The sequence below is a fragment of the Xenorhabdus eapokensis genome, assembly GCF_001908105.1.
Genome location: NZ_MKGQ01000002.1, coordinates 109,961 through 131,647, shown reverse-complemented (window position 1 = coordinate 131,647; position 21,687 = coordinate 109,961). Strand labels below are relative to the sequence as shown.

Sequence of the window (21,687 nt, the reverse complement as noted above, 5' to 3'; positions counted from 1 at the left end):
CGACATATTTATCAGTGACGATTCAACGAAATACTCTTTATCTGTGCATAGAGCCATTGCCCTACTCGCAGATTAAGCTCTTCCCGCGCCCAAGGCGTAATTCTCGCCCACAGTGTATGTTCACTCAGCGCCAATTTGACATCAACCTGACCATTATCCTCAAACAACTCAATGACTTTGACTTGCAAAGTGTTACGAATGCTGCTGGTTTTCGGCGGTTCCAAAACTAAGGAAACATCTGATGCATCAACGCGGATATGCAGATCAGTTCCTGGAACAGCATTAACTTGTGGCAACCAAAGGAGCTTGTCAGCCACTGCGACTGCGGTCATTTGATAACGTTGATGGTGTTCCATAACAGACACTTTTAGTATGCTGCCCAAACTCTCTTTTTGCAGCCACGGACGCAGTGCACTGCTCGACCAGACCTCTTCTAAGGTTCCTGTTGCCCTGATTTTTCCCTTATCCATCACAATGACATTCTCTGCCAGCCGTAAGATTTCATCCAAACTGTGACTGACATAGAGGATCGGGATTTTGACGTCTTCGGACAACTTTTCAAGATAAGGCAATAACTCACGCTTACGGGGTAAATCTAATGATGCCAGTGGTTCATCCATCAGCAGGATTTCTGGGGCGGTCAGTAATGCACGGCCAATGGCTACCCGCTGTTTTTCTCCGCCAGATAATGTGATGGGGAAACGTGACAATAAATGTTCAATTCCCAATAGGCCAATAATACCGTCAAACTGCGATTTCATCTCAGGTGCCATGCCGTATTGCAAGTTTCCTTTCACACGATAATGCGGAAAAAGGCGTGCATCCTGAAAAACATAACCAATCCGGCGCTTTTCTGGTGGCACAAAGATCTTTTGTTCGGTATCCACCAACGTGGAGCCGTTTAAAACAATGCGACCTTGTTGTGGGTGGCTCAATCCCGCAATCATATTGATCAGTGAGGTTTTCCCTGCCCCTGAAAGCCCAAATATGGCAGTAATGCTTTCTGTTGGTAAAGTGGTGTTAACCTGCATGTGCAGCTCACCCAATCGCTGCTCAAAATCCAGCTCTAACATGCTGCCCCCAAACGTTTCCTGCCCCAGCGTGTCAGCCACTCGGAAAGCATTAATGAAATCAGCGCCAATACGATAGCAATGATGCACAAACGGGCTGCGGCGGTTTCAGCGCCTGGTGTTTCTATCAATGTATACATGGCAAGAGGAATGGTTCGCGTCTCCGCCGGAATATTGGCAACAAAGGTAATAGTGGCACCAAATTCCCCCAATGAACGGGCGAACGCCAATACTGCACCAACAATGATGCCGGGTAATGATAATGGCAGGGTAATGGTGAAAAAGACTTTAAACGAACCTGCCCCTAAAGTATGGGCAGCCTGTTCCAGTCGCCGATCGATACTCTCCAATGACAAACGAATAGCCCTGACCATCAGCGGAAAAGCCACCACAGCCGAAGCCAATGCCGCCCCTGTCCAACTAAATGCAAAACTGATACCGAACCAATCATAAAGGTATTCACCAATGACCCCGCGCCGTCCCATGCTGATGAGCAACAGATATCCCACTACCACTGGCGGTAATACCAGTGGCAGATGAATAATGCTGTCAAGCAAGGATTTACCAACAAACTGGCAACGAGCCAGCATCCATGCCATTAAGATCCCAAATGGCAAACTGAATAGCACAGCAATCGCTGAGATTTTTAAGCTCAGTAAAATTGCCTGCCACTCATATTCACTTAACATCTCCAAAAGATCAGTTCCTACAGTGGACTAAAGCCGTAACGTTTAAAAATGGCAGCGGCTTCAGAGGTTTTAAGGTAATCATAAAAATCGCGAACGGCCTGTCTTTCATGATCTTTGATTATTGCCATCGGATATTCCACCCGTTTATGGCTTTCAGAGGGGAAAACCCCCACAACTTTCACCTTATTGCTGGCAACGGCATCAGAGCCATAAACAATGCCCAGCGGAGCTTCGGCTCGTTCTACCAGTGCCATACCGCTACGCACATTATTAGTACGAGCCATCAGCGGATTAACCGTATCCCATGCATTCAAATAGTGCAGCGATTCTTTAGCATAAATACCAACGGGTACATGATCAGGATCGCCAACCGCTAATCGCCCTCCTGCCAGCAAAGATTTCCATTTGGTTTCTCGGTTGATCTCCACTTGATTCAAGTTACTCTCTTTAGGCGCAATCAGGACGATCCGGTTCCCCAACAAGGTATGACGGGTATTCTCGGCAATTAATTGTTTATCAGTAGCATAATTCATCCACTGCTGATCGGCAGAAATAAAAATATCGGCCGGAGCTCCTTGCTCTATCTGGCGCGCCAATGTCGACGATGAAGCGTAGGAAGCCACGATATTGCCCTGTTTCTCTTTTTTATATTGTGTTGCAATCTCATCCAACGCATTAGTTAATGAAGCCGCCGCAAACACAGTAACTTTATCTGCCGCCCAACCATTTCCGGCAAGCGCAAAAGTGACCACGGCTCCTGCCAACAACTGATAAATTTTATTTTTCATTTTACACTCACCTGAGATAATCAATATGGTGCGTTGTATATAACAAGATACAACGTTAAATGAAAACGCTATTTTGTGATTAATCGGCAAGTTGTGAGTTAGTTTTAGCTTTTATATTGATCTCAATGCAACAATTACATATGAAAAGTTATATATGAAGAGGAAGGCAGGAGTTGATGATTACCCGGATAACCGGGTAATAAAAATGGTAAAGCTCAAGACTATCGACTGGTGTTTTCTGTTTTGGAGATCAGATTGAATAATCCCCCAAGCACGTAAATCAACGCCAAAATAGCCGCCATCACCACGGGAACCATGATCAGCGCAAATCCCATACTTTTAAGCAATTCAAACATGCTAACCTCATATCCTGAGTGACTAACAAATTAACTGAATCATATCTGAAAATGACATAACACAGACATTAATTCCGTTATTCTAGACAATAAAACAGTAACAGTAACCGACGAAACGTGCGATTCTTATGGTTCTGTTGTAAAAATTCTCAAATAGTTGCCCTAAATAAATCACTATGCAAGCCCAAATATTATTAATACTGAAATTGCAACAACGCCTGTTCGCTGATCCTCGGCGAATTACATTGCTTAAGCAAATTAAAGTCACGGGTTCTATTAGCCAAGGTGCAAAGCAGGCTGGGATCAGTTACAAAAGTGCCTGGGATGCCATCAATGAAATGAACCAACTCGCCGATGAGATTTTAGTGGAACGTGCCACGGGTGGAAAAGGCGGCGGCGGTGCCCAACTGAGCCATTATGGTGAACGTCTGTTGCAACTTTATGATTTATTGGAAAAAATTCAACAAAAAGCGTTTGATGTCCTGAAAGAGGATTCTCTGCCCTTAGACAGCTTGCTCGCGGCTATATCTCGTTTTTCGTTACAAACCAGCGCCCGCAATCAATTTTTCGGTACGATCACTGAACGTAGCCACGCCAATATTCAACAACATGTTCGGGTTTTGCTGGCAGATGGTAAAACATCAATCTATGCGGCTGTAACGGAACAAAGTGCCAATCGGCTGAATTTAGTCACCGGAAAAGAAGTGTTGGTATTGATTAAAGCGCCGTGGATAACTTTAACCAAAGATCAGGCTCCTGCTGTTTCATGCGAAAATATCCTATCCAGCCAGGTTAGCCATATTGAAACAGGAACAGAATACAGTGAAATTATTCTGACACTTGATGGCGGTGAATCCCTTTGTGTTACGTTATCTAACCAAGACGTGGCGCATTTACAGCTCCAGCCCCACGATTCTGTTACCGCACTTTTCAATGCCGATAAAGTGATGATTGCCACCCTATGTTAATCGATTACAAAAATGATTAATCCTCAATGAATAACAAACAGCTACACATTGACATTAAACATTATTCCGCTTATTTCTGGTGATCCTTTAGTTGATGTTGCTTAAATAAGGAAGAGGAATGTCTGAATTGCAAATAACGCAAGCTAGTTTCCGTTTAAGTGACACCCGTACCCTACGGTTACCGTCACTGAAAATTATTTCTGGGGAAAGCTGGGCTTTTGTTGGGGCAAATGGCAGTGAAAAATCTTCACTGGCTCGTGCATTGTCGGATGAATTAATCCAACTGACAGGTGACCGCCATTGTTCGTTTCGCATACCAATACGTCTGTCTTTCGAACAATTGCAAAAACTGATTGATGAAGAGTGGCAACGCAACAATACAGATTTGATTAGTGACGGAGAAGAGGATACTGGGCGTACTGCCGCAGATATTATTCAACTTCACCATAAAGACAATGAATTGTGCCTTGAATTAAGCGAATATTTTGGTATTAAAGATTTACTCTCGCGACGATTCAAATACCTCTCAACCGGGGAAGTCCGTAAGGTTCTGCTATGTCAGGCAATAATGGCAAATCCTGACCTGCTTATTCTTGATGAACCTTTTGATGGGTTAGATAATTATGCCCGCAATCAACTTTCCCAATTATTGAGTTCTCTGGCTGCAAAAGGCATTACTTTAGTTTTGATCTTAACCCGATTCCATGAAATTCCTGATTTTGTCGAACAAGTTGGCGTATTGGCGGATTGCCACCTGATGCTGGCCGGAAAGAAAGAGAGCATTCTGGCACAATCTCTCGTGGCACAGTTAGCACACAGTGAAGGACTGAAAAATATTCATCTGCCCGAAACCGATGAATACCGGACTGATGGACAACTTCCACTTGACCAACCCTTGGTATCAATGCGTGATGTTATTGTTCAATACAATGACAAACCCATTTTGCACGGCTTGAGCTGGCAAGTGAATCCGAATGAACACTGGCAAATCATCGGTGAAAATGGTGCCGGAAAATCGACACTACTTAACCTGATTACAGGCGATCACCCCCAAGGTTACAGCAATGAGTTAGTCTTATTTGGCCGTCAACGGGGAAGCGGGGAAACGATTTGGGACATCAAACGTCACATTGGTTATGTCAGTAACAGTATTCATCTGGAGTATCGTGTCAGTACCAGCGTTCGAAACGTTATTCTATCGGGTTTCTTCGATTCAATAGGAATTTATCAGGCTGTTTCAGATCGACAGCAACAGTTAGCCGATGAGTGGCTGGACTTATTAGGGTTATCGGGATCAACGGCAACTAGCCCCTTTCATAGTCTGTCATGGGGGCAACAGCGGCTGGTTTTAATTGCCCGTGCTCTGGTGAAACATCCCGCTTTATTGATCTTAGATGAGCCGTTGCAAGGGCTTGATCCGCTAAACCGCCAGTTAATCCTGCGCTTCATTGACATCATGATTGCTAATGGTGATACGCAGCTTCTGTTTGTTTCTCACCATCAAGAAGATGCACCACAGTGCATTACCCATCGCCTGCGATTTATTCCTGACGGTGATATTTATCGGTATGAAACCGAGAGTATTTCCGTAGAATCGCTGTGATCTTCTTTCTTCGTTCAGCATATTAATTATCCCTCTCTATCAAGAGAGGGATTCCTATTACCGTTCTATGTAATCACTCTTTAATAAAATCAAGTCATATTTTTTTGATATTTTTTATTATTATTTTTGAATTTTTTAACCATTACTATAAAATCACCGTCCATTTTTAGACTATTTCATTGGTTTTTTTAAAGATAATAGGGAATTATATGGCTTGGGCATTACTTGCCATTGCATTGGCTCTTTTAGAGAGTCGCCAGAAAATTGCTTTTTTCGTCGCGCTCTTCGCTATCATTGCTGGGATCAGCACTAACGTACTTACCTATCCTGCTATAATCACGCTGACAGTGATAACTCTTTTAGGTATGGCATATATTTATTGCCAAAAAAACAGCGAAAAACATTTTATCCCCAGGATCGTCATCGAGCTGTTATTGCTTATCGGTGGTATTTTACTGTTTGTACATTACATCCCAGGATTCCATAATCTCAAGTACTTGGATAAAGTACAGGTAGGCTCGCTCAGCGCACCTTTTTCAATGTACTTCAACTTTGACAAGGCGCTGCTGCCATTTATCCTAATATTCTGTATGCCAACTCTGTTTATCAGAAAACCTTTGGTTAATGCACCGGCTCATGGATGGGCGTTATTGATCGCAGCCATTCCAGCATTATTAGGGCTTGCAACCGTATTAGGTGGATTGTCCGTTGAACTCCATTTACCTAATTGGTTCCCTGCCTTTGTTATTGCTAATCTTTTCTTTGTCTCTTTGGCTGAAGAAGCGCTGTTTCGTGGCTATATTCAGCAGAAGCTCAGTCAATGGATGAATCCTTACTTAGCTCTGGTCATCACCTCTCTACTGTTTGGCGCCGCCCATTTTGCCGGCGGTGGTTTGCTGGTGATTTTTGCTACGCTGGCAGGGTTAATTTATGGCCTGACCTGGCTGTGGAGTGGTCGTTTATGGGTGGCTGTTGCTTTCCATTTTTCACTCAATCTGATGCATCTGCTATTTTTCACCTACCCAATAAAATCAGTAGTCATGCACTAAACTGAATTATATTTGAGCTGAATTGTCTCCTATTCGGGGACAGTTCAGATCATAAACTCCCCGCTATCCCCTCCCTTGCCAGATATATAATCGCCGTAATTATCACCAAACATGATTTAAAACAGGAGATACGAGACTATTGTTTGCCGTTTTGGCCTGTCGCGCCATATAATGCCCGCAGCGATCTTTTTCATTTTGTATTAAAAAGTACTGATAGGAGTTTAAGCTATGGCTGTAACTAAACTGGTTCTTGTAAGGCACGGAGAAAGCGAGTGGAACAAAGAGAACCGTTTTACTGGCTGGACTGACGTTGAATTGTCCGATAAAGGCCGCTCTGAAGCACAACAAGCTGGTCAACTATTGAAAGAAGAAGGTTTCACTTTTGATTTCGCCTACACTTCCGTTCTAAAACGTGCTATTCACACTTTGTGGAACATTCTGGATCAGGTTGATCAGCAATGGCTGCCCGTTGAGAAAAGCTGGAAACTGAATGAACGTCACTACGGCGCATTACAAGGTCTGGATAAAGCAGAAACCGCAGCCAAATACGGCGATGATCAAGTTAAATTGTGGCGTCGTGGCTTCGCTATTACTCCTCCTGATTTGACCAAAGATGATGAACGCTACCCAGGCCACGATCCTCGTTACGCAAGCCTGAAACCAGAAGAACTCCCAGTCACTGAAAGCCTTGCTACTACTATCGAACGTGTTATTCCTTATTGGGAAGAAGTTATCAAGCCACGCGTAGAAAAAGGCGAAAAAGTCATTATCGCTGCTCACGGTAACTCCCTGCGGGCATTGGTGAAGTATCTGGATAATATGAGTGAAGAAGAAATTCTTGAACTGAATATTCCAACTGCTGTACCACTGGTTTATGAGTTTGATGAAAACATGAAGCCTATCAAACACTACTATCTGGGCAACGCTGATGAAATCGCGGCAAAAGCGGCAGCAGTTGCAAATCAGGGTAAAGCGAAGTAATCCTCACATCGCATAAAAAGAATGTTAAAAGCCGGAAATTAATCCGGCTTTTTTATGGCATTTTTACAATAAATTAGCTTCTGCGGTTCTGAACGGCCTGAGACAACTGACGCAGTAACGTTTCGGTATCTTCCCAGCCAATACAACCATCGGTCACACTTTGACCATAAACAAAAGGCTTGCCACTCTCCAGGTTTTGGTTTCCTTCAACCAGATGGCTTTCAACCATAACACCAATGATCGCATTTTCACCACCCGCAATCTGACCGCAAACATCAGCTCCGACATTCATTTGTCTTTTGAACTGCTTCGCGCTATTGGCATGGCTGAAATCAATCATCACGCGGGGAGCCAAACCGGCTTTTTGTAGTCCTTCTTTAACGGCACTGACATGTTCGGCACTATAATTAGGTTCTTTGCCACCACGCAGAATAATGTGGCAATCTTGGTTGCCTACTGTATTAACAATCGCGGAGTGACCCCATTTTGTGACAGACAAGAAACAGTGCGATGAGCTAGCTGAATTAATCGCATCAATAGCAACTTTAATTGTTCCATCCGTGCCATTTTTGAAACCAACCGGACAGGATAACCCCGATGCCAATTCGCGATGAATTTGGGACTCCGTTGTACGTGCCCCTATTGCGCCCCAGCTCATGAGATCTGCCAAATACTGAGGAGTAATCATATCCAGAAATTCACCTGCCGCAGGTAACCCCATATTATTAATATCGAGCAATAACTTACGGGCAGTACGTAATCCGCCATTAATATTAAAACTACAATCCATGCTTGGATCGTTAATCAATCCTTTCCAGCCGATAGTTGTGCGGGGCTTTTCAAAGTAAACCCGCATGATAATTTCCAAATCGGTTTTCAATTCTTCACGTAATTTATTCAAACGCTCTGCATATTCTAACGCCGCTTGTGGATCATGAATTGAACACGGGCCAATCACTACCAATAGACGATCATCTTCACCAATTAAAATATTATGAATAGATTCACGTGCTTTGTGAACAGTAATAGCACTCTCTTCTGTTGCCGGAAATTTTTCGAGCAATGCAACTGGTGGCAATAATTCTGTTATTTTTCTTATTCTTATATCGTCATTCTGGTAATTCATTATCCTTTCACCTAATACGTTTACAGTTATCCGAAATCATTTTGTGATCTCAATCTAACTGTTAGGCGTAGTTCTGTAAATAATCTTTGTGAGTAAAAATAGGATACTTTTTTATGAAAAATACCATTGGAAGTAAAAATGATGTTAATTCAAATAAATGGCTTAATAGAAGAGAATATAGGAAAATATCAAACAACAGGCCATAGAAATTTCTATGGCCGATGATCAACGCTAATTTACATTTTCTTGTGGTTGTTCTTCATTATGTTTCGCTGCCTTGATCCACAGGCGAGCGCCATTAACTGCAATACCGGTCAGGATAATATATTGCAGCGACATGGCTAAAACACCTTGATAATAATAAATCACGACACTGATAACATCGATGATCACCCAAATCAGCCAGTTTTCCACATGCTTACGCGTCATCAGTATCATTGCCACAATGGATAAGACTGTCATCACTGAATCCCAGAATGGGAAAGCATCAGGCTGCAAATCAGGCATGATGATATTAAAACCCATTTCCTGTAGGGCGAGCACCACCACTTTTGCCATATAACCAAATATTTGATCGATATTAAATGTCATGATCAATATGGCAAAGATGGAAACCGCGGCAACAACAGCCATCTGTTTAGGGTTGAGCCACCGGATTTTAAGCTCTATTTGTTTTTGCTCATTTACTCGACTCCATGCATACCAACCATAGATATTGGCCGCGAAGAAAAAGATTTGCAAAATGAGGCTGGCGTAGAGTTGAATTTGAAAAAAGATGACAGCAAAGAGTGAGACATTAATTAATCCAAATAGATAATTAATGATTTTTTCCTGACTAGCAAGCCATATACATAACAAACCTGCTATCGTGCCAATCGCTTCAATATATGAAAGATTATAGCCACCCGTTCCCAGTGGGATATGTACCAATATGTTATTAATGTTGAAAAAATCCATACTTTTTTATCCTTACCATAAACAATGTTTAGTATATCAATACAAAAATATGAAATTACGAGATAAACAGGCTATTTTGCTCCTTTATGTTTTACATACTAAACAAGATAGCTAATTTAAGAAAAAAAGTCTTTAATTATTTCGAAGATTTAAAAACGATCAGGGAAAAATGTAAAGTCAGTAATTAAATTATTAAGTAATCTGTCGTAACCAATCGATTAAAAGTCAATTGCACTACCGACTGAGCTGACGATCTATCTAAAGAATGTTTGAGATGAGAATTTAGATGGTGGGTCGTGCAGGATTCGAACCTGCGACCAATTGATTAAAAGTCAACTGCTCTACCGACTGAGCTAACGACCCATCTAGGGAATGCTTGATAGTGAGAGTTTAGATGGTGGGTCGTGCAGGATTCGAACCTGCGACCAATTGATTAAAAGTCAACTGCTCTACCGACTGAGCTAACGACCCATCTAAATCTGCTTGGCAGTTATCCCTGCCAACGGCGGCATATATTACTGATTTCTCAGCGTGGCGCAACGTTTATTTTAAAAAACGGGTTTAAATGCTTATTAAGCGGTCAATCACCCCCAAAAAGACCGATTTCTGACCTTTTGGGGATAATTATTACATTCCGGAAAGCTTTTTTTCAGCCATTTTTGCTGCATTCGTGCCAGGATATTGCTTAATCACCTGCTGATAAACCGCTTTTGCTTTATCCTTTTGTCCTTTTTCCTGCATGATTAAACCAACTTTGTACAGGGAATCACTACTTTTTTGTGATTTGGGATAGTCTTTCACGACAGTGGCAAAATAATAAGCTGCATCGTCTTTCTTGCCTTTGTTGTAATTCAACTGACCTAACCAATAATTGGCATTCACCAGGTACTTAGACTTGGGATAGGTTTTGGCAAAGTTTTGAAATGCTACAATCGCTTTATCATATTCCTTGGTGTTGATAGCCAAAGAGACAGCGGCATCGTAATCACCTTTTTCACTGCCTGTACTCGCCGACCCAGCAGGTTGTTTATTCCCAACTTGTGCCGAAGACGCCGCATCACGATTTCCTGATTCAGAACCCTCTGCACTTGATGGATTGGTGATTTTATCCAATTGCAGATAAAGATCTTTTTGCCGCTCAATGATCTGATTTAACTGATACTGGTTTTCCTGAATTTGACCGCGGAGTGTATCGATATCACGCTGAGAGTCAGAAAGCTGTTGCTGAAGCTGGGTTAATAATTGACTGTGAGCGTCAGAAATACGCTCTAATTGGGAGAGGCGCTCATCGGTGGAGCCTGAGCCGACATTACTGATTGGCGCTTGGGCGGTAGCGGCCCAAGGAGCCGCTACGCCAACCAATAACGACAGACCCAACATATAACGTCTGAAGTTACTGTTCATGCATTACTCTTAGTATACGATCACAGCGCGACGGTTTTTCGCATATGCTGCTTCGTCATGGCCAAGTACAGCCGGTTTTTCTTTACCGTAAGAAACGATAGCAAGCTGATCAGCGGAAACGCCTTTGCCTTGCAGATACATTTTCACTGCGTTCGCACGACGCTCACCCAGAGCAATGTTGTACTCAGGAGTACCGCGCTCGTCTGCATGACCTTCGATAGTCACTTTAACAGATGGGTTAGTACGCAGGAAAGCAGCGTGTGCATCCAACATTTGAGCAAATTCGCCGTTGATGTCGTACTTATCGAAACCGAAGTATACGATGTTGTTGTTTTGCAGCTCTTGCATCTGCTGACGTGCTAATTCTTCAGCAGACAGAGTCTTAGAAGAATTATCAACGGTGCTTACACCCGACTGATCATTATTGCCAGTTTTGTTAGAACTACACGCTGCTACGGCCATGATTGGTAAAGCTAACATCAGCCCTTTTAGCACTTTGTTCAGTTGCATCTCTTTGATCCTTTTATAGTTTGCCATACATATTATTATGCATCACAGATACGGCGACCAGGCAGGAGATTTTACCTGTCCATCGGTAGCCGGAAGACGCGCTTTGAAACGCCCATCAGTCGAAACTAGCTGCAATACAGTTCCCCACCCTTGAGTGGAGCTATAAATCACCATAGTGCCATTAGGTGCGATGCTCGGCGTTTCATCTAGAAACGTATCTGTCAAGACTTGGACAGATCCCGTTGCCAGATCCTGTTTGGCGATATGCTGACTGCCACTCGCTGAGCTAACCATCACAATAAAACTACCGTCAGGGCTAACATCTGCATCTTGGTTCTGTGATCCTTCCCAAGTTAGGCGTTGTGGAGCACCGCCATTAATATCGATTTTATACAATTGTGGACGCCCACCCTGATCTGAGGTATAGACCAGTGTCTGGTTATCTGGCATCCAGCTTGGCTCAGTATTATTACTGCGGCCATCAGTGATCGGGCGAATTTGGCCAGAAGCTAAATCCATCACGTAAAGATTCAAACTACCGGTTTTAGATAATGCAAAGGCAAGCTTAGTTCCATCCGGAGAAAATGCAGGTGCTCCGTTATGGCGAGGGAACGAAGCGACCTGACGAATAGCACCTGTTGCCAGTGTTTGAATAATCAACGCAGAACGGCCACCTTCAAATGTAACATAAGCAAGTTTGGAAGCATCTGGCGACCAGGCTGGCGACATCAGTGGTTCTGGCGAGCTATGTACGGTAGATTGATTATAACCATCATAATCAGAAACACGTAGCTCATATGGATACTTACCTGCACTGTTATTTTTGACGACATAAGCTATACGGGTAGTAAATGCACCGCGAATACCTGTCAGTTTTTCAAAAACCTGATTGCTGACTGTGTGTGCAGCGAAGCGCAACCATTTTTTTTCAATTGTAAATTGCTCTTGTGCCAATACTGTTCCTGGTGCACCGGCAACATCAACAAGCTGATAAGAAACTAAAAACTTACCATCCGCACTAGGCTGAATATGTCCAACAACAACTGAATCTATCCCCAACGCAGTCCATGCGGCAGGCGTTACCTCTGATGCGGTAGTTGGTTGTTGTGGCATACGAGTAGGATCAATCGGATTAAATTTCCCACTGTTTCTCAAATCCGCAGCAATAATTGAACCAATATTTTCAGGGGATTCGCCTTCCCCAGTCCATTTAAATGGAACAACCCCAATAGGGCGGGCAGAATCAACACCCTGTGTAATTTCAATACGAACCTCTGCATGAGCAAGTGCTGCCCATAGCATCAGAAAGCCCAGTATGACTTTAAACATCTGTTTAAAAGTTTGCTTCATCATCTCTCCCATATCGCGATCTTTTACCTGCCGCAATAATTCGCCGGATTCTAACAAACGCCAACAAACAAAACTAGATACCTAAATAAAATCTAATAATTTTGTTTGTACATATAAATTATTCGAAAGTTTACCTAGAACATAACGATTATCTGCCAAACATTTAACTTAATGCGGCTTAAATTCTAGTGTGAAACTCTTAAAATATTCATAAACCTCTTTGCTTGGTGGAGGTGGCATTTTTTTTGCCAAATTAGCGGCGGTAATTGCTGCTCGACATAACGCCGGATCACCCGCACCCGCTTTGATATCAATCAATAATCCATCTGGCGCCAGTTTTATATTTAAATCACAAGTACGACCGATATACAGATTCGAATCGTAAAATTTACTCTCTATGGCAGCCTGAACTTTTCCCAGATAACTATTAATATCTTGCTGAGAAAGACCACTTTTCTTACCGCCACCTTTTCCTGCCGTAGCCGCTCCACCCTGCTTAGGTGTGTTAGACGTTAATCCACCTAACAGATCATTAACTGTTTGAGCTTGCTTTGCCGCTTCTGCCTTAGATTTTGCGGCTGCTTTTGCTTTAGCCTCTGCTTCTGCCTTGGCTTTCTCTTCTGCTGTTGCCTTAGCCTTCGCTTCGGCTTCCGCTTTAGCTTTTGCCTCAGCCGCCGCTTTACGTTTTGTCACCTCTTCCGCTTCTTTCTTCGCCTGGGCTTCCGCTTTCTGTCGGGCTTCAGCTTGCTCTTTTAGAATTCGTTCTTTTTCTGCCAGTGCTTTTGCAGCCGCTTCTTCTGCCTGTTTTTGATCTTCACGCGCTTTAGCAGCGGCGGCATCAGCCTGTTCCTGCTCTTCACGTGCCTTAGCGGCAGCAACCGCAGACTGTTTTTTCTGCGCTTCAGCTTCCTGTAGTGCCTTAATTCGCTCTTCTTCCGCCACTTTCAAGCGTTCCTGTTCTTCCGCCTGCTTTGCCCGCAATTCAGCCGCCTGTTGCTCAGCTTTTTTCTTCCGTTGCTGTTCAGCTAACTTTGCATTAGCCTGTTGCTGTTGTTGTTGGTTATATTGCTGAACGACCGCATTCGGATCAACCATAACAGCATCAATGACAGTCCCATCTTGTCCACCGCCCCCCATTTCTGTTTTTTGCACCAAAGAACCCCAAATCAGAAACCCGATCAGGATAATGTGCAATATTACCGAAATGATAATGGCGCGATTCAGCCTATTATTTTGCTCGCTTGTTCTTCCCACGCTCGACATCCAGAAACTTTAAGTAACTACCGCCGTCAGGCACCAATAGGTTGGGTCATTAAACCCACCGATTTTACACCTGCCTGACGAAGCATATTCAACGCCTTGATAATTTCATCATAAGGAACTTCCTTAGAACCACCAATCAGGAAAACCGTTTTCGGATTGGCTTTCATCACGGTTTGAGCTTCTGCAACGATTTGCTGTTCAGGTAATAATTCCAAGCGTTCCTGATTAACAATCATGCTGTACTGCCCTACCCCAGAAACTTCCACAATGACCGGCGGATTATCAGTGCTGGAAACTGTCTTTGAATCCACCGAATCAGGTAAGTCGACTTCTACGCTTTGCGTGATAATCGGTGCTGTTGCCATAAAAATAAGCAGTAATACCAGCAACACGTCCAGCAAGGGGACGATATTGATCTCGGATTTTAGCTCACGTCTGCGACTACGAGTGCGCGCCATTCGCTGATTTCCCCTTACGATTTATTACGACTTATTGGTATTGGAAGCAAAAGCCTGACGATGCAGGATAGCCAGAAACTCTTCCATAAAATTATCGTAAACTTGTTCCAGTTTGTTAACGCGCTGGTTCAGGCGGTTATAGGCCATCACCGCAGGAATTGCGGCAAACAGACCAATAGCTGTTGCAATTAAAGCTTCAGCAATACCAGGAGCAACCATTTGCAAAGTGGCTTGTTTGACCGCCCCCAAGGCAATAAAGGCATGCATGATCCCCCAGACCGTACCAAATAAACCAATATAAGGGCTGATGGAGCCTACCGTCCCCAGAAATGGAATGTGATTTTCCAATACTTCCAATTCACGGTTTAGTGAAATACGCATGGCACGGGAAGCCCCTGTAATAACAGCTTCTGGGGCATGGTTATTTGCCTGATGTAAACGAGAAAATTCTTTAAACCCAGAATGGAAGATTTGCTCAGTGCCACTTAGTGAATCACGGCGTGACTGACTTTCTTTGTAAAGGCGAGATAATTCAATACCAGACCAAAACTTATCTTCAAATGCATCTGCCTCACGGCTTGCGGCATTAAGAATTTTTGTCCGTTGAATAATGATTGCCCAAGAGACGATAGAGAAGCCAATCAAAATCAACATGATTAGCTGCACTAAGAAACCTGCCTTAAGAAATAAATCAAGGATGTTCATGTCAGTCACTGCTTAAACTCCGCGACAATAGACTTTGGAAGCGCAATCGGCTTCATTTGAGATGAATTCACGTAGACAACCAGGCATTCCGCGCTGCCGACAACTACGCCATTGCAATCAACAATTCGTTGAATAAATGTCAGAGAAGCGCCACGAATATTCGTAACTTCGCTTTCAACAATCAGTTGGTCATCCAGTTTTGCTGGTTTCCGGTAGTCAATCGTCATACGACTAACAACAAAGCCAACCTGCTCATCCAGCATAGACTGTTGGTTGAAGCCTTTTTCCCGCAACATTTCTGTACGAGCTCTTTCGTAAAACCCCAAATACCGAGCGTGATAAACCACACCACTAGCATCTGTGTCTTCGTAGTAAACACGGATAGGCCAACGGAATAACATATTACTCACATAATCCTAATTAGGTGAATTGACGCTGTCACTATACTTAAGACAATAGCGCTTTGGAATGACTTGTCAGTAAAAAAAATTTATAGGCCGTCAGCCTATAAAATTACAATTAGTTTACTTAAAGAAATGATATAAGCCAAAAAGAAGAATGAAAAATGCGGGTAACGGATGAAAAAACAATCGCCAGATAATACGGTTAGGGTGAAAACCGACACCAAAAGTAACGCCAGAACAAACTGCCCAGATCAATAAAATACCTTGCCATATTTGTAGTGAACTGGTGTTGGCAGCAAAACGCGCAGGCTCCCAAAACACACATATAGCAAGTGCTAAAGCGATGATGAGGATAAGCGCCCTCAATGGGCGCTTATCCATAAGTTGGTAACATTTATCAACCAACATTATTTTTTGTCACTCTCTGGGGTTTTTGGTGATTCGCTATGCTCAAGTGCCAAGGCAGCAATGACAGCGAAACTACAGGCCAAAAGCGTTCCGAGAATCCAAGCAAAATACCACATGCCTATGCTCCTTAGTACAGTGAGTGTTTGTTGTTATCAATATAGTTCTTATCCAAACGCCCGAATGTCTTGTAATAACACCAAATGGTGTAAGACAGCACAATAGGAACGAAGATAAGTGCAACAACAAACATAATTTGCAACGTCCACTGACTGGATGTCGCATCCCACATAGTCAGACTGACATTCGGGTCAATGCTTGATGGCATCACAAACGGGAACATAGCAATCCCTGAAGTCAGGATAATGCAAGTTACTGTCAGTGATGAGAACAAAAATGCCCAAGCCCCCTTATCCATCCAAGTGGTCAGCATAGTCAGCAGAGGAAGCAATACGCCCAATACAGGTATCGCCCACAGCGCCGGATAGTTATTGAAGTTAGTCAGCCATGCACCTGCCTGCTGAACTACTTCTTTATGTAACGGATTAGATGCTGCATTGACATCCAATCCTCCCGTTACAACATAGCCATCAATGCCATAAATCAGCCATATCCCTGCCAACAAGAATGCAATTGCCGTTATCGCTGCACAAACATGAGTTGCGGTACGGGAACGCAGATGCAGTTCGCCAGTTGTACGCATTTGCAGATAAGTTGCACCTTGCGTCACAATCATCATCAGGCTAATCACCCCTGCCAGCAACCCATAAGGGTTCAGCAAGCCAAAGAATGAACCCTCATAGGAGACACGCAGGTAAGAATCTACCGCTAACGGTACACCTTGCAGCAAGTTACCAAATGCCACCCCGATAACCAATGCAGGTACGAAGCTACCGATAACCAGCCCCCAGTCCCACATATTGCGCCATTTTCTGTTTTCCAGTTTTGAGCGGTAATCGAAGCCAACCGGACGGAAAAACAGTGCAGCCAAGACCAAAATCATTGCCACATAGAAACCAGAGAAAGCGGCTGCATATACCATCGGCCATGCGGCAAACAGAGCTCCACCCGCGGTAATTAACCAAACTTGGTTACCATCCCAATGCGGGGCAACTGAGTTAATCATGATGCGGCGTTCGGTATCATTTTTACCAATGATCCGCAGCAGGATACCAACTCCCATGTCGAAACCATCAGTCACCGTGAAACCGATCAGTAACACACCAATCAGCAGCCACCATATAAATCGTAATACATCATAATCAAGCATAAGTGGACTCCTGCTTACTCAATATTATTCGCTGAAGAAGCGGTTTTTTGTTCAAAATGGTAACGTCCAGTTTTGAGGCTGCTTGGGCCAAGACGGGCAAATTTGAACATCAAGAACATCTCTGCGATCAAGAACAAAGTGTACAGACCACAAATCAGCCCCATTGAGAAAATCAGATCGCCTACACTGCGGGTTGAAGACGCGACAGCAGTTGGCAATACTTCACCAATCGCCCATGGCTGACGGCCATATTCTGCGACAAACCAACCTGCTTCAACGGCAATCCATGGCAATGGAATGCTGAACAATGCAGCACGCAGCAACCATTTATGTTGACCGATACGGTTACGCAAAACACTCAGGAACGACAGACCGATAACCAACAGCATAATAAAGCCAGCAGCAACCATGATGCGGAAGGCAAAGTAGAGTGGTGCTACGCGTGGAATAGAATCTTTCGCGGCGGCTTTAATTTGCTCTTCTGTCGCATCAGTTACGTTTTGGGTATAACGCTTCACGAGCATGCCATAGCCAAGATCTTTCTTACTTTCATTGAATGCACTGCGGACACTTGGATCAACATTACCGGCACGCAGTTCTTCTAGTAATTCATAGGCTTTAATACCGTTACGAATACGCTGCTCATGCTGGCTCATCAAATCACGCAAACCAACAACCGGTGTATCTGTGGAGCGGGTAGCAATCAAACCTAAAACGTAAGGAATTTGGATGGAATATTTATTTTCCATTTTGTCCTGATCAGGAAGACCAATCAGCGTGAATGAAGCTGGAGGCGGCTGAGTTTCCCATTCTGCTTCGATTGCTGCCAATTTGGTTTTCTGCACGTCCCCCATTTCATATCCGGATTCATCACCCAGAACGATGACAGACAGTACCGCAGCCATACCAAAACTTGCTGCAATCGCAAAAGAACGTTTGGCAAACGCCAAATCACGCCCTTTCAGCAGATAGTAAGAGCTGATACCCAATACAAAAATGGCACCAGTAACATAACCGGCTGCAACAGTGTGGACAAATTTCACCTGTGCAACGGGGTTAAGTACCAGTTCGCTGAAACTCACCATTTCCATTCGCATGGTTTCGAAGTTAAAGTCAGACGCAATCGGGTTTTGCATCCAACCATTCGCAATCAGGATCCACAATGCAGAGAAGTTAGAGCCTAATGCAACCAGCCAGGTAACCGCCAGGTGTTGTTTTTTGCTCAGTCGATCCCATCCGAAGAAAAACAGGCCAACGAATGTGGATTCGAGGAAAAATGCCATCAAACCTTCGATGGCCAGAGGCGCACCAAAAATATCACCAACATAATGTGAGAAATATGACCAGTTGGTTCCGAACTGGAATTCCATGGTCAAGCCCGTTGCGACACCCAGAGCAAAGTTGATACCAAATAACTTACCCCAGAATTTTGTCATATCTTTATAGATTTGTTTGCCAGAAAGGACATATACCGTTTCCATGATCGCAAGCAAAAATGCCATACCGAGCGTCAATGGTACGAACAGAAAATGGTACATGGCAGTTAAAGCAAACTGTAATCGTGACAGTTCGACAATATCAAACATCTTGACTCCTTGCTCCTAGCAGGAAGACACCGACTTGCGGCAACCCGACTTCGTAAAACGAAAGTCTCGTAACTACCAGCAATAAATGCCTCAAACACAACAATGAATTACAAAATCAAAAATTCAATAGATACCACAATAATATTACGCTTATATTCACATACAATAAATAGCTTTTACGTGACTCAGCTTAGAATTCTGAATATAGGTCAACAACACCATACATTCTCAGTCTAATATCTATATATACTAGATCAATTTAATCAAGTTTAGCGAATACAATCCAGAGTAATAAATTGATTTTAGTCAATTTTTTCCTTTTTTTGTTAATCTTTACAGTTATTATTTCATTATAGTTTACTTCATGTTAATAAGTTGTTATTTGCGATGATTTGTAATTTATTTTTTGCTGTAAAATTCGTTAGAAAATTAACTTTTCGTTTTCATTCTTTAAAAAATATATTTTTCCGATATTTCCAATTTAATTAATCAAATAAATAGGTTTTCCTAAAATCCAGCTCAATTAAATTGAGAAATAACTTATCTTATAAATGAACTAACTTACTGTTAATATTATAAATAAAAACAAAAGGCCACCCTGAGGCAGCCTTTTTCTATAAAAATAGTTTATTTTGTGACTCTTATACCAATAACGCTTTTACAGCATCGCCAATGTCTGCAAGGCTACGGACAGTCTTCACACCCGCAGCTTCCAGTGCAGCAAATTTCTCATCTGCTGTCCCTTTACCACCTGCGATAATCGCTCCGGCATGACCCATGCGCTTACCTTTAGGTGCAGTCACACCAGCAATATAAGCAACAACTGGTTTAGTGACATGTTCTTTGATATAGGCCGCAGCTTCTTCTTCGGCTGTACCACCAATTTCACCAATCATGACAATCGCTTCTGTCTGCGGATCTTCCTGGAACAGTTGCAGAATATCAATGAAGTTTGAGCCTGGGATCGGGTCACCACCAATACCAACACAGGTAGATTGCCCTAATCCAGCATCTGTGGTCTGTTTAACTGCTTCATAAGTCAACGTGCCTGAACGGGAAACAATGCCCACTTTACCTGACTTGTGAATATGGCCAGGCATAATACCGATCTTACATTCAGCCGGTGTAATTACTCCCGGACAGTTAGGGCCAATCATACGAACACCGGCTTGATCCAGTTTTTTCTTAACTGTCAACATATCGAGTGTTGGAATACCTTCTGTAATCGTAATGATCAGTTTAATGCCTGCATCAATCGCTTCCAGAATGGAATCTTTACAGAATGGCGCCGGAACGTAGATGACAGAAGCGGTTGCCCCCGTTGCTTCAACGGCTTCACGTACGGTGTTGAACACCGGTAATCCTAAATGCTCAGTGCCACCTTTACCCGGTGTTACGCCACCCACCATTTGAGTACCGTAAGCTATCGCTTGTTCAGAGTGAAAAGTACCCTGGCTGCCAGTAAAACCCTGACAAATCACTTTGGTGTTTTTATCGATTAAAATAGACATTATTTATTCCCCGCTGCTGCTACTGCCTGTTTAGCTGCGTCTGTCAAACTGGTAGCTGCAATGATGTTCAAACCACTATCCGCCAGTTTTTTAGCGCCCAGTTCAGCATTGTTTCCTTCCAGACGAACGACTACCGGTACGTTCACACCCACTTCTTCCACCGCACCAATAATGCCGTCAGCAATCAAGTCACAGCGGACGATACCACCAAAGATATTAACCAAAACAGCTTTAACATTTTCATCTGATAAGATGATCTTAAATGCTTCAGTAACACGTTCTTTTGTTGCACCACCACCTACATCAAGGAAGTTTGCCGGCGCGCCACCATGCAGTTTGACAATGTCCATCGTTCCCATTGCCAGACCTGCGCCATTCACCATACAACCAATGTTGCCATCCAGCGCAACATAGTTCAGTTCCCATTGTGCAGCCTGAGCTTCACGCGGATCTTCCTGTGAAGGGTCGTGCATTTCACGCAGTTCAGCCTGACGGAACATCGCATTACCATCAGCGCTCAATTTTCCATCCAAGCAAACCAGATCACCCTGCGTTGTGATCACTAAAGGGTTGATTTCGACTAATGCCAAATCACGCTCTAAGAACAGGTTCGCCAACCCCAAGAAAATCTTGGTGAATTGACCAACTTGTTTACCAGTCAAGCCAAGTTTGAACGCCAATTCACGGCCTTGATACGGCATAGGGCCAGACAGTGGGTCGATAATGGCTTTATGAATGAGTTCAGGCGTCTCTTCCGCCACTTTTTCTATTTCGACACCACCTTCAGTAGAGGCCATGAACACTACACGACGTGTACCGCGGTCAACAACAGCACCAAGATACAGCTCCTTGGCAATATCAGTTGCCCCTTCCACCAGGATCTGATGGACAGGTTGCCCCTGCGCATCTGTCTGGTAAGTTACCAGTCGTTTACCCAGCCATTGTTCAGCAAAAGTGCGGATATCTTCCTTACTGTTGACGACTTTCACACCACCAGCCTTACCGCGGCCACCTGCATGAACCTGACATTTAACGACCCAAGGGCCTGAACCAATCTTGGATGCTGCTTCTTCTGCTTCGCGCGGTGTGGTACAAGCATAGCCAGCAGGTGCTGGTAAACCATACCGTGCAAAAAGTTGTTTTGCCTGATACTCGTGTAAATTCATGATGTTCTATCCATAATTTAATTTAAGAAAGGTAAATTACCTTCTATTTTGTTGCTCTGGATATGGCC

The 21,687-nt window shown here is 43.5% G+C and carries 23 protein-coding genes and 2 tRNA genes; 4 read left to right on the top strand and 21 right to left on the bottom strand.

Features of this window, described 5'->3' with window-relative positions; genetic code table 11:
• Window positions 1-11: 11 nt before the first annotated feature.
• From modC to Xedl_RS40085, 4 genes are all read right to left on the bottom strand, one after another.
• Window positions 12-1,073, bottom strand: coding sequence for a molybdenum ABC transporter ATP-binding protein ModC (modC, locus tag Xedl_RS40100; RefSeq protein ID WP_074022409.1), 1,062 nt, complete (start codon window positions 1,071-1,073; stop codon window positions 12-14).
• A complete protein-coding gene (gene modB, locus Xedl_RS40095; protein WP_074022408.1) occupies window positions 1,067-1,759 on the bottom strand; it encodes a molybdate ABC transporter permease subunit in 693 nt (230 codons plus the stop codon). Before modB ends, modC begins: the two co-directional genes overlap by 7 nt.
• 17 nt (window positions 1,760-1,776) lie before the next feature.
• Window positions 1,777-2,547, bottom strand: coding sequence for a molybdate ABC transporter substrate-binding protein (gene modA, locus Xedl_RS40090; protein ID WP_074022407.1), 771 nt, complete (start codon window positions 2,545-2,547; stop codon window positions 1,777-1,779).
• A gap of 221 nt (window positions 2,548-2,768) precedes the next feature.
• The gene (locus tag Xedl_RS40085; protein ID WP_074022406.1) at window positions 2,769-2,903 is read right to left on the bottom strand and encodes an AcrZ family multidrug efflux pump-associated protein; all 135 of its coding nucleotides are present in this window, start codon (window positions 2,901-2,903) and stop codon (window positions 2,769-2,771) included.
• 176 nt (window positions 2,904-3,079) lie between these two features.
• On the opposite strand from Xedl_RS40085, the gene modE reads away from it, so the two are divergent.
• The 4 genes from modE (at window position 3,080) to gpmA (ending at window position 7,504) form a co-directional block, all read left to right on the top strand.
• The gene (modE, locus tag Xedl_RS40080; RefSeq protein WP_074022405.1) at window positions 3,080-3,871 is read left to right on the top strand and encodes a molybdenum-dependent transcriptional regulator; all 792 of its coding nucleotides are present in this window, start codon (window positions 3,080-3,082) and stop codon (window positions 3,869-3,871) included.
• A gap of 118 nt (window positions 3,872-3,989) precedes the next feature.
• On the top strand, window positions 3,990-5,474 hold the full coding sequence (gene modF / locus Xedl_RS40075) for a molybdate ABC transporter ATP-binding protein ModF (protein WP_074022404.1): 1,485 nt from the start codon (window positions 3,990-3,992) through the stop codon (window positions 5,472-5,474).
• 209 nt (window positions 5,475-5,683) lie between these two features.
• Entirely contained in the window at window positions 5,684-6,523 is an 840-nt protein-coding gene (locus tag Xedl_RS40070) for a CPBP family intramembrane glutamic endopeptidase (RefSeq protein WP_074022403.1), read from the top strand.
• 228 nt (window positions 6,524-6,751) lie between these two features.
• The gene (gene gpmA / locus Xedl_RS40065) at window positions 6,752-7,504 is read left to right on the top strand and encodes a 2,3-diphosphoglycerate-dependent phosphoglycerate mutase (RefSeq protein ID WP_074018398.1); all 753 of its coding nucleotides are present in this window, start codon (window positions 6,752-6,754) and stop codon (window positions 7,502-7,504) included.
• Between the two features lie 73 nt (window positions 7,505-7,577).
• Here gpmA and aroG read toward each other — a convergent pair whose 3' ends face one another.
• From aroG to sucC, 17 genes are all read right to left on the bottom strand, one after another.
• Window positions 7,578-8,630: a 3-deoxy-7-phosphoheptulonate synthase AroG gene (aroG, locus tag Xedl_RS40060; RefSeq protein ID WP_074022402.1), complete on the bottom strand. Its 1,053-nt coding sequence runs from the start codon at window positions 8,628-8,630 to the stop codon at window positions 7,578-7,580.
• Between the two features lie 231 nt (window positions 8,631-8,861).
• Complete coding sequence (gene pnuC / locus Xedl_RS40055; RefSeq protein ID WP_074022401.1) at window positions 8,862-9,587, bottom strand: nicotinamide riboside transporter PnuC; 726 nt, start codon at window positions 9,585-9,587, stop codon at window positions 8,862-8,864.
• 287 nt (window positions 9,588-9,874) lie between these two features.
• Window positions 9,875-9,950 (bottom strand) — tRNA-Lys (locus tag Xedl_RS40050).
• A 32-nt stretch (window positions 9,951-9,982) separates the two neighbouring features.
• Window positions 9,983-10,058: transfer RNA gene (locus Xedl_RS40045), tRNA-Lys, on the bottom strand.
• A gap of 156 nt (window positions 10,059-10,214) precedes the next feature.
• Entirely contained in the window at window positions 10,215-10,991 is a 777-nt protein-coding gene (cpoB, locus tag Xedl_RS40040; RefSeq protein ID WP_074022400.1) for a cell division protein CpoB, read from the bottom strand.
• Between the two features lie 9 nt (window positions 10,992-11,000).
• On the bottom strand, window positions 11,001-11,501 hold the full coding sequence (gene pal, locus Xedl_RS40035) for a peptidoglycan-associated lipoprotein Pal (protein ID WP_074022399.1): 501 nt from the start codon (window positions 11,499-11,501) through the stop codon (window positions 11,001-11,003).
• A 42-nt stretch (window positions 11,502-11,543) separates the two neighbouring features.
• On the bottom strand, window positions 11,544-12,830 hold the full coding sequence (gene tolB / locus Xedl_RS40030; RefSeq protein WP_208605021.1) for a Tol-Pal system beta propeller repeat protein TolB: 1,287 nt from the start codon (window positions 12,828-12,830) through the stop codon (window positions 11,544-11,546).
• Between the two features lie 189 nt (window positions 12,831-13,019).
• On the bottom strand, window positions 13,020-14,105 hold the full coding sequence (gene tolA / locus Xedl_RS40025; RefSeq protein ID WP_074022398.1) for a cell envelope integrity protein TolA: 1,086 nt from the start codon (window positions 14,103-14,105) through the stop codon (window positions 13,020-13,022).
• A gap of 35 nt (window positions 14,106-14,140) precedes the next feature.
• Window positions 14,141-14,572 (bottom strand): colicin uptake protein TolR, encoded by a 432-nt coding sequence (gene tolR, locus Xedl_RS40020; protein ID WP_074022397.1) that lies wholly within the window; start codon window positions 14,570-14,572, stop codon window positions 14,141-14,143.
• Window positions 14,573-14,596: 24 nt separating this feature from the next.
• Window positions 14,597-15,286 (bottom strand): Tol-Pal system protein TolQ, encoded by a 690-nt coding sequence (gene tolQ, locus Xedl_RS40015; protein ID WP_074022396.1) that lies wholly within the window; start codon window positions 15,284-15,286, stop codon window positions 14,597-14,599.
• Window positions 15,283-15,687: a tol-pal system-associated acyl-CoA thioesterase gene (gene ybgC / locus Xedl_RS40010; RefSeq protein WP_074022395.1), complete on the bottom strand. Its 405-nt coding sequence runs from the start codon at window positions 15,685-15,687 to the stop codon at window positions 15,283-15,285. The genes tolQ and ybgC overlap by 4 nt, the downstream gene beginning before the upstream one ends.
• 114 nt (window positions 15,688-15,801) lie before the next feature.
• Window positions 15,802-16,089 (bottom strand): cyd operon protein YbgE, encoded by a 288-nt coding sequence (gene ybgE / locus Xedl_RS40005; RefSeq protein ID WP_074022394.1) that lies wholly within the window; start codon window positions 16,087-16,089, stop codon window positions 15,802-15,804.
• Entirely contained in the window at window positions 16,089-16,205 is a 117-nt protein-coding gene (gene cydX / locus Xedl_RS40000) for a cytochrome bd-I oxidase subunit CydX (RefSeq protein WP_074022393.1), read from the bottom strand. The genes ybgE and cydX overlap by 1 nt, the downstream gene beginning before the upstream one ends.
• A gap of 11 nt (window positions 16,206-16,216) precedes the next feature.
• Complete coding sequence (cydB, locus tag Xedl_RS39995) at window positions 16,217-17,356, bottom strand: cytochrome d ubiquinol oxidase subunit II (protein WP_074022392.1); 1,140 nt, start codon at window positions 17,354-17,356, stop codon at window positions 16,217-16,219.
• Window positions 17,357-17,370: 14 nt separating this feature from the next.
• Window positions 17,371-18,942: a cytochrome ubiquinol oxidase subunit I gene (cydA, locus tag Xedl_RS39990; protein ID WP_074022391.1), complete on the bottom strand. Its 1,572-nt coding sequence runs from the start codon at window positions 18,940-18,942 to the stop codon at window positions 17,371-17,373.
• 641 nt (window positions 18,943-19,583) lie between these two features.
• A complete protein-coding gene (gene sucD, locus Xedl_RS39985; RefSeq protein WP_074022390.1) occupies window positions 19,584-20,453 on the bottom strand; it encodes a succinate--CoA ligase subunit alpha in 870 nt (289 codons plus the stop codon).
• Window positions 20,453-21,619, bottom strand: a complete 1,167-nt coding sequence (gene sucC / locus Xedl_RS39980) for an ADP-forming succinate--CoA ligase subunit beta (RefSeq protein WP_074022389.1) — start codon at window positions 21,617-21,619, stop codon at window positions 20,453-20,455. Before sucC ends, sucD begins: the two co-directional genes overlap by 1 nt.
• Window positions 21,620-21,687 lie beyond the last annotated feature (68 nt).